Annotated in this window: 12 protein-coding genes, 1 pseudogene and 1 riboswitch; of the genes and pseudogenes, 7 read left to right on the plus strand and 6 right to left on the minus strand. The window is 74.0% G+C overall.

What is annotated here, in order from left to right; all coding sequences use genetic code 11:
• From C1I92_RS08320 to C1I92_RS08330, 3 genes and pseudogenes are all read right to left on the minus strand, one after another.
• Nucleotides 1-210: pseudogene (locus C1I92_RS08320) on the minus strand (endo alpha-1,4 polygalactosaminidase); the annotation flags it as partial.
• A gap of 75 nt (nt 211-285) precedes the next feature.
• Nucleotides 286-1,269: a M28 family metallopeptidase gene (locus C1I92_RS08325; RefSeq protein WP_199521066.1), complete on the minus strand. Its 984-nt coding sequence runs from the start codon at nt 1,267-1,269 to the stop codon at nt 286-288.
• A gap of 12 nt (nt 1,270-1,281) precedes the next feature.
• Entirely contained in the window at nt 1,282-2,574 is a 1,293-nt protein-coding gene (locus C1I92_RS08330) for an aminotransferase class V-fold PLP-dependent enzyme (protein WP_111254202.1), read from the minus strand.
• A gap of 34 nt (nt 2,575-2,608) precedes the next feature.
• A riboswitch (SAM riboswitch) is annotated at nt 2,609-2,721 on the minus strand.
• Nucleotides 2,722-2,795: 74 nt separating this feature from the next.
• Here C1I92_RS08330 and C1I92_RS34345 point away from each other — a divergent pair.
• Both C1I92_RS34345 and C1I92_RS08335 read left to right on the plus strand, forming a co-directional pair.
• The gene (locus C1I92_RS34345) at nt 2,796-2,954 is read left to right on the plus strand and encodes a hypothetical protein (RefSeq protein ID WP_199521067.1); all 159 of its coding nucleotides are present in this window, start codon (nt 2,796-2,798) and stop codon (nt 2,952-2,954) included.
• 133 nt (nt 2,955-3,087) lie between these two features.
• Nucleotides 3,088-5,415: a Tex family protein gene (locus C1I92_RS08335; RefSeq protein WP_325048135.1), complete on the plus strand. Its 2,328-nt coding sequence runs from the start codon at nt 3,088-3,090 to the stop codon at nt 5,413-5,415.
• Here the strand turns inward: C1I92_RS08335 and C1I92_RS08340 are convergent.
• A complete protein-coding gene (locus C1I92_RS08340) occupies nt 5,412-5,990 on the minus strand; it encodes a hypothetical protein (RefSeq protein ID WP_111254203.1) in 579 nt (192 codons plus the stop codon). The two genes, C1I92_RS08335 and C1I92_RS08340, sit on opposite strands and share 4 nt — an antisense overlap.
• An 84-nt stretch (nt 5,991-6,074) precedes the next feature.
• On the opposite strand from C1I92_RS08340, the gene C1I92_RS08345 reads away from it, so the two are divergent.
• The 5 genes from C1I92_RS08345 to C1I92_RS08365 all read left to right on the plus strand — a co-directional run bounded on the left by C1I92_RS08345 (nt 6,075) and on the right by C1I92_RS08365 (nt 10,098).
• Nucleotides 6,075-7,133 carry a zinc-dependent alcohol dehydrogenase family protein gene (locus tag C1I92_RS08345; RefSeq protein WP_111254204.1) on the plus strand — a complete coding sequence of 353 codons (1,059 nt, stop codon included), beginning with the start codon at nt 6,075-6,077 and terminating at the stop codon, nt 7,131-7,133.
• 21 nt (nt 7,134-7,154) lie between these two features.
• Nucleotides 7,155-7,979: a DUF1906 domain-containing protein gene (locus C1I92_RS08350; RefSeq protein ID WP_199521068.1), complete on the plus strand. Its 825-nt coding sequence runs from the start codon at nt 7,155-7,157 to the stop codon at nt 7,977-7,979.
• Nucleotides 7,980-8,051: 72 nt separating this feature from the next.
• Nucleotides 8,052-9,377 carry a glycoside hydrolase domain-containing protein gene (locus C1I92_RS08355; protein WP_111254206.1) on the plus strand — a complete coding sequence of 442 codons (1,326 nt, stop codon included), beginning with the start codon at nt 8,052-8,054 and terminating at the stop codon, nt 9,375-9,377.
• A gap of 87 nt (nt 9,378-9,464) precedes the next feature.
• Nucleotides 9,465-9,650, plus strand: a complete 186-nt coding sequence (locus tag C1I92_RS08360) for a YegP family protein (RefSeq protein WP_111254207.1) — start codon at nt 9,465-9,467, stop codon at nt 9,648-9,650.
• Nucleotides 9,651-9,720: 70 nt separating this feature from the next.
• Nucleotides 9,721-10,098, plus strand: a complete 378-nt coding sequence (locus C1I92_RS08365; RefSeq protein ID WP_111254208.1) for a VOC family protein — start codon at nt 9,721-9,723, stop codon at nt 10,096-10,098.
• Here the strand turns inward: C1I92_RS08365 and C1I92_RS08370 are convergent.
• Both C1I92_RS08370 and C1I92_RS08375 read right to left on the minus strand, forming a co-directional pair.
• Complete coding sequence (locus C1I92_RS08370) at nt 10,095-12,341, minus strand: FtsX-like permease family protein (RefSeq protein WP_111254209.1); 2,247 nt, start codon at nt 12,339-12,341, stop codon at nt 10,095-10,097. The two genes, C1I92_RS08365 and C1I92_RS08370, sit on opposite strands and share 4 nt — an antisense overlap.
• A gap of 119 nt (nt 12,342-12,460) precedes the next feature.
• On the minus strand, nt 12,461-13,027 hold the full coding sequence (locus C1I92_RS08375; protein ID WP_111254210.1) for a GNAT family N-acetyltransferase: 567 nt from the start codon (nt 13,025-13,027) through the stop codon (nt 12,461-12,463).
• Nucleotides 13,028-13,309 lie beyond the last annotated feature (282 nt).

Below are 13,309 nucleotides of genomic sequence, written 5' to 3' on the forward strand. Positions count from 1 at the left end.
GGTGATGGTCGGCGTGGCCGTCGGAGTCGGGTCCGGGGTGGGGGTGGGCGCAGGCGTCGCGGACGGCGTCGCCGAGAACTCCTCCCAGGGCCACGGGCCGGTGTCCGCGGCGCGGGGGACCGCGACCGGTTCGTCGCCGCAGCCGGCCAGCAGCAGGGCGGCTCCGGCGACGGCAGCACACGCCGCGGTCCTCGCCCGCGCTGCGCGCATGCCCGCCCCTCCGTCCGCTCGACGGAGGGCATTCTTGCCCCGGCCCCGACGACCCGAAACCTCCCGGCTCCGCCGTCAGAGGGCGCCGAGCCAGGTCCAGACGATGGTGCCGACGCGGTCCAGCTGGGCGGGGTCGACGACGGCCGGGACGTCGCCGGGCGAGTGGTAGCCCTCGTAGGGGATGCTGCCCAGCCGCGCCGACGGCAGCTCCGCCTTCTCGAACGACCAGTGGTCGCTGGAGCGGTTCTCGCAGGTCTGCACCGGCACGGCCACCGTCCCGGCGGCCGCGACCAGCGCGTCGCGCACCGCCGTCGTGCCGCGGCCGCCGGTGCAGACCGGCACGTGGTCGGCCGCGACGCCGACTCGGTCCAGCGACACCATCGCGGTCGTCGCGGCGGCCTGCTCCGGCGGCAGCTCGCGGACATAGAACTGGGAGCCGAAGTGGTGCATGGAGTCGCCCTCGCCGCGCGGCTCCTCGGCGCCGAACGCGATGAACCGCACCGGCACGCGGGGAGGGTGCGCCGCGGCCATCCGGGCCAGCTCCAGCATGACGCCGACGCCGGACGCGTTGTCCTCCGCACCCGGCGCCTGCGGGACGGTGTCCAGGTGCGCGCCGACGACGACGTGCGGCCGCGCCGGGTCGAACCCCGGTGGGTCGGCGATGACGTTCGTCGACGTCCCCGCTCCGACGTCGACGCCCCAGGAGTTGCCGGCCGGCACCTCGAACGGCGTCGCGGACACCTGGTAGCCCAGCGCCGCCAGCGTGTCGGCGACGTACTGCGCCGCCGCGCCGAACGCCGGCGACGTCGCCTCCCGCGGCCCGATCGTCCCGGCCAGGTGCTCGACGACGGCGTACGTGGCGGCCGGGTCGAACACCGGCGGTGGCGTGGGAGTCGGGGTCGGCGTCGGGGTCGGCGTGGGCGTCGGTGTGGGAGTCGGCGTCTCGGACGCCGTCAGGATCGACGGCGCCGGCGAGGAGACGGGCTCGCCGTCGTCACCGCTGCACGCCGTGACCGTCAGGACGAGAGCGGCCAGCGCGCCGAGGCGGTACCGGGCCACTCTGCATGGTAGCTAGTCACACGGCCGGTCGGCACGGACGGCGTAGCCGCGCGTGGTCCCCTCCGTCACCAGCCGGTCGAGCGCGGCCAGCAGCCGGTCGACGTCGGCGGCGGTGGAGCCGAGACCGAAGCTGGCCCGCAGCGCACCCTCGTCCGCGCCGAGCCGGGCCAGCAGCGGGTGCGCGCAGAACCGGCCGTCGCGCACCCCGATGCCGTGCTCGGCGGCCAGGTACTCGGACACCTGCCGGGCCGCGAACCCGTCGACGGTGAACGCGACGACGCCGATGGCGGCGCCGCTGTCCGGCCACAGCCGCAGCGTCCGCACGGCGTCGATGCGCTCCAGCCCGGCCAGCAGCCGGCGGCGCAGCGCCGACTCGTGCACCTCGACGCAGCCCTCCGGCAGCGCCGCGACCACCTCGCAGGCGCGGGCCAGCGCGACCGCTCCGATGACGTTCGGCGAGCCGCCCTCGTGCCGGGCCGGCGCCGGCGCCCAGTCCGTCGCCGCCGTCGTCACCTCGCGGACGGCGCCACCGCCGGCCAGGTACGGCGGCGCGGCGTCGAGCCAGTCGCGCCGGCCGACCAGCGCGCCGGCGCCGAACGGGGCGTACAGCTTGTGCCCGGAGAACGCGACGTAGTCCAGCTCGCCGGCGACGATGTCGATGCGCCGGTGCGGCGCCAGCTGGGCGGCGTCGACGGCGATCCGGGCGCCGTTGCGGTGCGCGAGCCCGGCCAGCGCGCCGAGCGGCAACTGCTCGCCCGTCACGTTCGAGGCGCCGGTGACGGCGAGCAGCGCGGCCGGGCGCCGGGACAGCTCGACCTGGAGCCGGCTCAGCGTCTGCGCCAGCGTCGGCCCCACCTCGACGACGCGGTGCGGCCCGCGCTGCCACGGCAGCAGGTTGGCGTGGTGCTCCAGGTCGAGCACGACCACCTCGCCGCCGTCGGGCACGCAGCTGGCCAGCAGGTTCAGCGCGTCGGTCGTGTTGCGCGTGAACACGACGACGTCGTCGGGGCGGGCGCCGACGAACCCGGCGACGGTCGCGCGGGCGTCCTCGTACCGCTGGGTCGACAACTGCGACGCGTAGCCGGCGCCGCGGTGGACGCTCGCGTAGGTCGGCAGGATCTCGGCGACGTGGTCGGCGACGGCGCGCAGCGCGGGGGCGCTGGCGGCGTAGTCGAGGTTGACGTAGCGGGCGACGCCCCCGCCGGCCAGCGGCGCCTCCAGGTCCGCGCCGACGACGGGCAGCAGCGGCTGCGTCGGCGCGGCCGGCAACGGGGTGTGGACGCGGGGCAGGTCGGTCACGGTCATGGGTCCTCCAGGTCGTTCGGGACCCGGGGCGCCGGGTCCGCGCTTGCCGGCTCGCTGCCGAGACGGCCAGGTCGTCACCCGGGGCACCCCACCGCGGAGGAGGGTTGCCGGCCAGCGAGCCGGGGCTTGGCGCTGGCGCTCATGACCTTCGACCGCGAGCCTAACCGACCCTCGCGCCGAGCGTCCACACTCCGAACAGAATCGTCTCGCTTATCGAGACGTTGGCGCATTCGCCGCACCGCCGCCGCAAGGGCTGCGGCCTCTGCAAGCCGCACAAGCACCGCGGCCACGGCGACGCCGCCCGCGCGCCCTGGCCGGTGAACCGCAAGGGCGGCCGCCGGCGCCGCTGGAACCGCCACCACGCCGACCTGGACGAGTGAACCGGGTCGGGTGCGCACCTGGCCCGTGGGTGGCGCGCACGTCGAAGGGCTGATCGGGGCCGGACCGACTCGCGGCAACCGCGGCCGGCGCGGCAGAATGCCGGGGACGTCCTGCCGAAGAGAGTGGAACCACGTGTCCAAGCCCGCCCTGCCGTCCGTCCAGCAGCGCATCGCCGACGAGCTCGGCGTGCCCGAGCATCAGGTCGCCGCCGCCGTCGGCCTGCTCGACGAGGGCGCGACCGTCCCGTTCATCGCCCGGTACCGCAAGGAGCGCACCGGCGGGCTCGACGACACCCAGCTGCGCACGCTGGAGGAGCGGCTGCGCTACCTGCGCGAGCTGGAGGAGCGCCGCGCCGCTGTGCTGGAGTCGGTCCGCGAGCAGGGCAAGCTCGACGACGCGCTGGAGGCGCAGATCCTGCTGGCCGACACGAAGGCCCGGCTGGAGGACATCTACCTGCCGTACAAGCCGAAGCGGCGCACCAAGGCGCAGATCGCCCGCGAGGCCGGGCTCCAGCCGCTGGCCGACGGCCTGCTCACCGACCCCACCCAGGACCCGCAGACCGTCGCCGCGGGCTACCTCAACCCCGAGGCCGGGGTCGAGGACACCGCCGCGGCGCTGGCCGGCGCCCGGGCCATCCTGGTCGAGCGGTTCACCGAGGACGCCGACCTCATCGGCACACTGCGCGAGCAGGTGTGGAAGGCCGGCCGGATGACGTCGAAGGTGCGCGAGGGCAAGGAGCAGGCCGGCGCGAAGTTCGCCGACTACTTCGAGTTCGCCGAGCCGCTGACCAAGCTGCCGTCGCACCGGGTGCTGGCGATGCTGCGCGGCGAGAAGGAGGAGGTCCTCGACCTCACGATCGACCCCACCGACGACGACGGCTCCACCGCCGGGTACGAGGGCGAGATCGCGCGCCGGTTCGGCATCCGCGACGAGGGCCGGCCCGCCGACCAGTGGCTGGGCGAGACCGTCCGCTGGGCCTGGCGCACCCGCATCCTGCTCCGCCTCGACCTCGACCTGCGCACCCGCCTGCGCGAGGCGGCCGAGGAGGAGGCGATCCGGGTCTTCGCGACGAACCTGCGCGACCTGCTGCTGGCCGCGCCGGCCGGCACCCGCGCGACGCTGGGACTGGACCCCGGGTTCCGCACCGGCGTCAAGGTCGCCGTCGTCGACGCCACCGGCAAGGTCGTGGCCACCGACACGATCTACCCGCACCAGCCGGCCAACCGGTGGAACGAGGCGCTGACGACGCTGGAGCGGCTGGCGCGCGAGCACGATGTCGAGCTGGTCGCGATCGGCAACGGGACCGCGTCGCGCGAGACCGACAAGCTCGCCACCGACCTCGTCAAGCTGCGCCCCGGCCTCACCAAGGTGATGGTCTCCGAGGCCGGCGCGTCGGTGTACTCGGCGTCGGCGTTCGCGGCGCAGGAGTTGCCCGGCATGGACGTCTCGCTGCGCGGCGCCGTCTCGATCGCGCGGCGGCTGCAGGACCCGCTGGCCGAGCTGGTGAAGATCGACCCGAAGTCCATCGGCGTCGGCCAGTACCAGCACGACCTCCCCGACTTCGCCCTGTCCCGCTCGCTCGACGCGGTCGTCGAGGACTGCGTCAACGCCGTCGGCGTCGACCTCAACACGGCATCGACGCCGCTGCTCAGCCGCGTCTCCGGGATCACGCCAGGTCTGGCGGAGAACATCGTGGCGCACCGTGAGGGCAACGGCCCGTTCCGCACCCGCACGGCGCTCAAGGAGGTCGCCCGGCTCGGCCCGAAGGCGTTCGAGCAGTGCGCCGGCTTCCTGCGCATCCAGGGCGGCGACGACCCGCTGGACGCGTCCGGCGTGCATCCCGAGGCCTACCCGCTGGTCCGCCGCATCGTCGGCAGCTCCGGCCGGGAGCTGAGGGGCCTGCTCGGCGACACCCGCACACTGCGCGAGTTCCGCCCGGCCGACTTCGCCGACGACGTCTTCGGCGTCCCGACCGTCACCGACGTGCTGCGCGAGCTGGAGAAGCCCGGCCGCGACCCGCGTCCGTCGTTCCAGACCGCCACGTTCAGCGACGGCGTCGAGAAGCTCACCGACCTCAACCCCGGCATGACGCTGGAGGGCGTGGTCACCAACGTCGCCGCGTTCGGCGCGTTCGTCGACGTCGGCGTGCACCAGGACGGCCTCGTGCACGTGTCGGCGATGTCGAAGCGGTTCGTGTCCGACCCGCGCGAGGTGGTCAAGCCCGGCGACGTCGTCAGGGTGAAGGTCCTGGAGGTCGACGTCGACCGCAAGCGCATCTCGCTCACGCTCCGGCTCGACGACGAGCTGCCGGCGCCGGGCGGACGGGGTCAGCGCGAGCCCCGTGGAGGTCAGCGCGGCGGGCAGCCGCGCGGTGGCGGCAAGCCGCGGCCGCAGCGCGAGTCCGCACCGGCCGCCGGGGCCATCGCCGACGCGTTCCGCCGGGCCGGCTACGGACGCTAGGGCGTGGTGCCGAGCTTGGGGTGGAACGCCGTCACCCAGAACACCCCGTGCTCGGCGTCGTAGTCGTCGATCAGCGCCGTGTTGCCCGGACGCAGTTCCTCGACGCCGTCGTGGCGCACCTCGATGACGACGGGAGTGCCGTCGGCGCCGGTGACCTCCGCCTGACCGGTGTCCGGGCCGACCTCCCCGGTGCGCACGACACAGATGCTGCCGACCAGCCGGGCCGGATCGGCCGGCCGGCCAGGGCGCAGCAGGTGCCGGATCGGACGTGCCAGCAGCGCCGTGCCGAGTGCGGCGACCGCCAGCGACACCGCGAGGATCAGGACGGACGCGGCCAGGCCCGGCGGGTCGGCGGCGACGTCGGGGTCGTGGACCATCGTGCCGGTCAGCAGCGCCAGCCAGGCCAGCACGATGAACACCGACCCGGTGATGTTCAGGGGCACGCCGCCGCTGGTCGGTGGCGTGCTGCCGCCGACCATCACCAGCAGCCAGTAGACGATCACGGCGACGGTGAGGAACGTGAACGGCGCCGCCGGGAACGTCATGGCGGCGTCGAAGAGATCGTGGATCGCCACCGTCCAGCCTTCCGAACACGCAGGTAATCGACGTGACTATAGCGCCGTCGCGGGCTACCGCACCGGGGATTTAGGGTCGGCCCCATGCGTGCGATGGTCTACGAGGGTTTCCAGGAGCGGCCGGTCGTCCGCGACGTGCCGGAGCCGGCCTGCCCGCCGGGCGGCGCGGTGATCCGAGTCGAGGCCACCGGGCTGTGCCGCAGCGACTGGCACGGCTGGATGGGTCACGACGACGACATCCGGCTGCCGCACGTCCCCGGGCACGAGTTCGCCGGCGTGCTGGCACAGGTCGCGCCCGACGTCGAGGGCTGGCGGCCGGGCGAGCGGGTCACCGTGCCGTTCGTCTGCGCGTGCGGCGAGTGCGAGCAGTGCCGCGCCGGCGACCACCAGGTCTGCGCCCGTCAGACCCAGCCCGGTTTCACCCACTGGGGCTCGTTCGCCGAGTACGTCGCGATCGAGCACGCCGCGGTCAACCTGGTGCGGCTGCCCGGCTCCGTCGACACCGCGACGGCGGCCGGGCTGGGCTGCCGGTTCGCGACGGCGTACCGCGCTGTCGTGCAGCAGGGGCGGGTCGCGCCGGGCGAGTGGGTGACGGTGCACGGCTGCGGCGGCCTGGGCCTGTCCGCCGTGATGATCGCCGCGGCGCACGGAGCCAACGTCATCGCCATCGACGTGGCAACGCCGGCCCTGGAGCTGGCCACGCGGGTCGGCGCCACCCTCACCATCGACGCAAGCGACGGAACCGACGTCGTCGCCGCGGTCCACGACGCGACCGCCGGCGGCGCCCACCTCTCCCTGGACGCGCTCGGCAGCACGGCGACCTTCCAGAACTCGGTGCGCGGCCTGCGCACCCGCGGCCGCCACGTGCAGGCCGGCCTGCTCCTGGCCGGCCACGCCACCCAAGAGGTCGCGATGCCCCCGGTCGTCGCCCGCGAGCTGGACCTGCTCGGCAGCCACGGCATGTCCGCCCACCACTACCCCGCGATGCTGGCAGAGATCGCCACCGGCCAGCTCCGCCCCGACCAACTCTTGGGCGCCGAACTCACGCTCGAGGAAGGAGTCGACGCCCTCCTGGCGATGTCCAAAGGCTCCCCGACCGGCGTAACGATCCTCCGGCCGAACGGACCTGTCGCCGGCACCTGATGCGGTGATATGACTGTCTCCATGACCCGGAGACGACGTGCGGTCATCGCCGCCACCGTCCTGTTCGCCGCCACCTCCGTCACCGCCGCCGCCCCGGTGAGCGCCGCCGACCAGAGCATCCCGGCGCCGAGGATCGCGACCGGCCTCGGCTTCGACACCTGCACCGCGCCGTCCGTAGCAGCGCTGGACGCGTGGTGGGGCACCTCGCCGTACACGACGGTCAACATCTACTTCGGCGGCATCAACCGCGGCTGCCGGCAACCGAACCTGACGCCGGCGTGGGTGCAGACCGTCAGCGGGATGGGCTGGGGCCTGCTGCCCACCTACATGGGTCACCAGCCGATCTGCATGCTCGGCACGAAGGAGCACCGCTACACCGCGGGCACCGCCGACGCGATCGCCGCGTCGAACGCCCAGGACGCCATCGCGCAGGCACGGCACCTCGGCCTGCTGCCGGGCAGCGCCCTTTACGCCGACGTCGAGCACTACGACCGCAGCGACACGTCGTGCGTGACGGCGGTCCTCCGCTACGTGTCGACCTGGACGCGGACGCTGCGCGAGGCCGGCTACCTCGCCGGCGTGTACGTCCACCAGGACTCCGGGCTGCGCGACCTCTCCGCGGTCTACGGATCGTCCAGCTACGCCACTCCGGACGCGGTCTGGATGGCGCGCTGGGACGGCAAGACGGCGCTGACGGGCTGGCCGACCGCGCCGGACAGCCAGTGGGCGAACCACCAGCGGGCCAAGCAGTATCTCGGCGACCACGACGAGACCCACGGCGGCGTGACGCTGAACATCGACAGCGACTCGCTGGACGCTCCCATCGCCACTGTCGCAAGCCGGTAACGGTCGCCGAAACCCCTGTTCAACCGCCGTTTTCGGGAGGACACTCGAAAGCGGAGGACAGGGGGGTCCACCATGAGCCGCTGGTCGAGCAGAGTCAGCAGGGCGGCCGTTCTCGTCGCCGGGACGGCGCTCGTCGCCGCCGCCTTCACCGCACCGGCCGCCGGCTATCCGGCCACGCCGGGGAACTACCCGAGCGGCTCGTCGGCCACCGTCGCCATCGGTCGTGGTTTCGACACCTGTACCGCGCCCTCGCTGGCGGCGCTGCAGGCCTGGCGCGCGTCGCCGTACCGGACGGTCAACATCTACTTCGGCGGCGTGAACCGGGGCTGCGCCCAGCCGAACCTCACCGCCGCCTGGGTGCGCAGCGCGACGGCGGCCGGCTGGCGGCTGCTGCCCACGTACTTCGGCCGGCAGCCGTACTGCATGTTCGGCACGAAGCCGCACCGGTACACCGCCGGGACGGCGGACTCGTACGGCCGGTCCGACGCACAGGACGCCGTCGCGCAGGCGCGAGCGCTCGGCCTGCTGCCCGGCAGCGCGCTCTACGCCGACGTCGAGCACTACAACCGCACGGACGCCACCTGTTCGCTGGCCGTGCGCCGGTACGTCTCGGCCTGGACGATCGCCGTCCACCAGGCCGGCTACCTGGCCGGCGTCTACGTCCACCAGGACTCCGGGCTGCGCGACCTGTCCGCGTCCTACGGCAACTCCAGCTGGGCCCGGCCGGACGCCGTCTGGATGGCGCGCTGGGACGGCAACCCCGCGCTGACCGGCTGGCCCACCGCGCCGAACACCCAGTGGGCGACCCACCAGCGGGCCAAGCAGTACCTCGGCGACCACAACGAGACGCACGGCGGCGTCACGCTGAACATCGACAGCGACGCGCTCGACGCGCCCGTGGCCACCGTCGCACAGACGTTCCGCGTCACCAGCGCGACCGCGCTGAACGCGCGCTCCGGGCCGTCGACCGCCTATCCGGCCGTGCGCAGCATCGCGCCCGGAGCGTCCGTCGCCGTCGTGTGCCAGGGCATCGGCCAGCGAGTCGGCACGACGGCGGTGTGGGATCGGCTCACCGACGGCAGCTGGGTGACGGACTACTACGTCTCCACCCCGTCGAACACCACGTTCTCCAGCGCACTGCCGAAGTGCACGTACCCGGGCCAGGTGACGAGCACGACGCCGCTGAACACCCGCCGGGGCCCGGGCACGAACTACGGCGGCACCGGCACCGCGCTGCAGCCCGGCGCGCTGGCGTACGTCATGTGCCAGGCCACCGGGACGCTCGTGGGCACCAGCCGGGTCTGGAACCTCCTCGACGACGGGCGCTGGGTCACTGACTACTACGTCGAGAACCGGTCCTCGACCACGTGGAGCGCGCCCGTGCCGCGCTGTCCGTGAGGCGACACAGTCTGTTCCGGCGGCGCGATGTCCGGCCGTGGCTCTACGCTGCTGCCACGCACACGTCGTCACAAGGAAGGCTCACCGATGGCAGGCAAGTTCGAGCTCTACAAGGACAAGTCCGACCAGTACCGCTTCCGCCTGAAGGCCGGCAACGGCGAGACCATCGCGGTCGGTGAGGCGTACACCAGCAAGAGCGGCGCACTCAACGGCATCGACTCGATCCGCCGCAACGCCGTCGACGCGGTGATCGACGACCAGACCGACGACTGAGCTCCGGACGTCACGAGAGTCCCGGTCCGCCACGTGCGGACCGGGACTCCGGTCGTCTAGCGTCGTCCGCATGGCCGTCCTGAGCGAGATCGTCGTCGACTGCCGGCACGCACCGAGCCTGGCCCGGTTCTGGGCCGCGGTGCTCGACGGCTACGAGGTCATGCCGTACGACGACGCCGAGGTCGCCCGGCTGGCGGCGCTCGGCCTGACCCCGGAGACCGACCCGACGGTGGCCGTCGGCGGTCCCGGCCCGACGCTGTTCTTCCAGCAGGTGCCCGAGCCGAAGACGGTGAAGAACCGCGTGCACCTCGACGTCGAGGCGGCCGACCGCGCCGCCGAGGTGGACCGGCTGGTCGCCCTCGGGGCGAGCGTGCACAGTGTCCAGAAGACCTGGACGGTGCTGCTCGACCCCGAGGGCAACGAGTTCTGCGTGGCCCAGCCAGGCTAGTCCGCCGTCGCCGCCGCGGCGGCGGCCCGCTGGCGCAGAACCTGCCAGGCCGGCAGCAGCGTCGCCGTCAGCGTGAGGCCGAGCGCGACCGCCACCACGGCGAGGTAGATCAGCGGCGACCCCGACGGCGTCAGCTGGTCGGCCCGGGCCAGGCTGAACGGCACCAGTGTCGCGACCGACGCCAGCGTGCCGAGCACGATCCCGACCGCCGCCACCAGCACACCCTCAGCGCTGACCATCCGCAGCACCTGGGCCCGCGTGGCGCCGGTGAGCCGCTGCAGCCCGAACTCGCGCCGTCGCGCCCCTGTGCTGGCCGACAGCACGTTGATCACCGAGATCGCGGCGTAGGCGACGATCATCAGCACGATGGTGTAGTTGGCGAACGCGAGCGTGCGCTGCTGGTCGCCGTAGTCGTCGAACAGCGCCGCACGGTCGGCGACGGCCAGCCCGGGCGTCGCCGCCGCCAGCTCCCGCAGCTGCGACACGACGGAGGACGCGGCGCCGTCCTCCGCGGCCACCAGGATCTCGTGCACCCCGCCCGACGTCGTGTGCGGCGCCAGCAGGTCGGCCGGAAGCAGCAGCGTGTCGTAGTCGTCGGCGGCGTCGAAGGTCGCCACCACCCGCAGCGTCGCCGCCGCGCCGTCGCCGAGCCGCATCGTCAGCTCGTCGCCGAGACCCACGCCGAGCGAGCGCGCGTGCTCCGCGTCCAACGCGACGGTGTCGCCCGTCAGGCCGGAGAGCGCGCCGTCCACGACCGTGACCGGCGTGGTCGCGGCCGCACCGGCCGCCGTCACGCCCTGCAGCGTCCAGCCCTCGTCGCTCTGCGCGGCGTCGTGCGGCGCCTCGACGAAGCCGGCGCTGCGGACCAGTTCCGACGCGCCCGCGACGCCGGGCAGCCCGGCGATCCGGGCCGCCAGCTCCGCGTCGGCCGGGTCCGACGTCGTCACGACGGCGTCGGCGACCAGCCCGGCGGCGAACGACTCGCGGTTGACCGCCTCCTCGGTCGACTGCAGGTAGAGCGTGCCGGTCGCGATGCCGGTGAGCATGATGATCGGGGTGACGACGGCGGCCGTGCGGGCGCTGCGGCCGCGGGCGTTGAGCACCGCCAGCTGTCCCGAGAAGCCGGCCACGGCGCGCACCGGCCACTGCAGCAGCGCGGTCAGGGCGCGGGTCAGCACGGGGCTGAGCAGCGCGAGCCCGATCGCCCACAGGATCACCGCCGGCCCTGCCGTGCTGGACGTCAGTGGGCCGCTCATCACCGTCATCGTGACGACGGCCAGCGCCATGCCGCCGCCGAGGGCCAGCAGGCCGAACACCCAGCGCCACGCGCCCATCGTCCTGTTCTCCAGGGACGCCTCGGCCAGCGCCTGTGTGGGCCGGACGGCGGCCGCCCGGCGGCCCGCGACCAGCGCGCCGCCGATCGCCGCGATCAACGCCGCGCCGGCCGCCGTCACGACCGGGATCCAGCCCTGCCGGAACTCCACGCCGGCCGGGACGACACCGGCATCGGTCATCCGCTCGAACAGGAACCGGCCCAGGTAGTGGCCCGGGACCAGCGCGAGCGTGGTCGCGACCAGAGACAGCAGCAGCGTCTCGCCGAGCACCATCCGCCGCAGCTGTCCCGGCGTCGCGCCGGTGGCCCGCAGCAGCGCCAGCTCGCGGCCACGCTGCTGGATGGAGAGGGCCAGCATCGACGCGACCCCGAACATCGAGACCATGATCGCCCAGCCGCCGAACACGCCGGCCAGCGAGATGAGGTCCACGCTGCTGGCCAGCGCCTCCGGCAGCTCGGCGAGGCCGCGGTCGTCGCCGGTGAGCGTCGTCGTGGCGGTGCCGTCGAGCGCGGCGTCGATGCGCTCGCGCAGCTCGCCGGCGCCCACTCCCGGCGCGGCGGTCACCGCGATCGCGTCGACGGTGCCGGCCGGCGCCGGCGCGTCCAGGACGTGTCCTTCGGCAGTGGCGACGCCGTCGACCGCGGCCACCGTCGCGACCAGGTCGTCGTCGACGCGCACTCGCTCGGACAGCACGGTGGACTCGTCCGTGCCGGGGATGTCGTAGCGCTGCTCCCCCGCGACGACGACGTCGGCGCCGGCCAGCTGCCGCGGCGGGACCGCCGTCCGGATGCCGGTCTCCATCAGCCCGCCGCAGGCCATCACCATCGCCGCGCCGAGCACCATCGCCACGAACGCCGCCACGAAGGCGCCCTTGCGGTACCGCAGGGTCCGCACCGCCAGACCGAGCATCGGAAGCTCCCGAGAACGTGGCCGCGCCCGGTGCGCGACCTCGGCTTCCGACGCTACGGACCGGGCGGCGCCGGCCCCATGGCGCTGACCGGCCGCTTCACCGGGGGGACAGCCCCACCTCAGGTCTTGCGGCGGGCCAGCCAGTCGGGCCGCAACAGGCCCATCACGACGGTGTCGACCCGCTCGCCGGCCCAGAGCAGCGAGTCGCGCAGCCGGCCCTCGACGACGAAGCCGGCCTTCTCGTAGGAGCGCTGCGCCCGCGGGTTGAACGCGTAGACCTCCAGGCCGACGCGGTGCACGCCGACCTCCTCGAACAGGTACGCCAGCATCAGCTCGATCGCCTCCGGGCCGATCCCGCGGCCCTGGTAGGCCGGCACGAGGTCGATGCGGAACCCGGCGGTCTCGTTGTCGGCGTCCACCTCGTTGACGGCCAGCCCGCCGGCGTACGAGCCGGATCCGGCGTCCTCGATCGCCCAGTCCAGCCGGTCGTCCTGGTCGGCGCGGCTGGCGCAGAACGCGTCGATCGCCTCGCGCGTGAACGTCTGGTGCGTGCCGGTGAGCCGCGCGGACTCGGCGTCGCGCAACGACTCGAACAGCGCCTGGGCGTGCTCCGGGCCGAGCGGGACCAGCCGGATCCGCTCGCCGGTGAGGGTGGGTGTGGTGGCCACGGCCGCTGCGTCGATCACGGGCCCTGTCTACCGGCCCGCCGCCCGGCCCGGCAACGCGTTTACCCTGGAAAGGCGAAGGCCCCTCGGAGTAAGGGTCCGAGGGGCCTTCTCAGTCGACCAGAACCATCACGGCCGGATGAACCGGCCGGATGCTCGCCACCTCCGATGACGGCGGCTCGAACCGGGAACTCACGGTTGCCCGTGGGTGCTCCACAGCCCTTCCGGTCTGCCGTCCGGCTCCGTCAGCCGCCCCGCTCATCGGTACGCGGTCCGCCGGGTTGCCCCAGCGTGGCGAACTGC

The organism is Jiangella anatolica (assembly GCF_003236295.1).
Classification (GTDB): Bacteria; Actinomycetota; Actinomycetes; order Jiangellales; family Jiangellaceae; genus Jiangella; species Jiangella anatolica.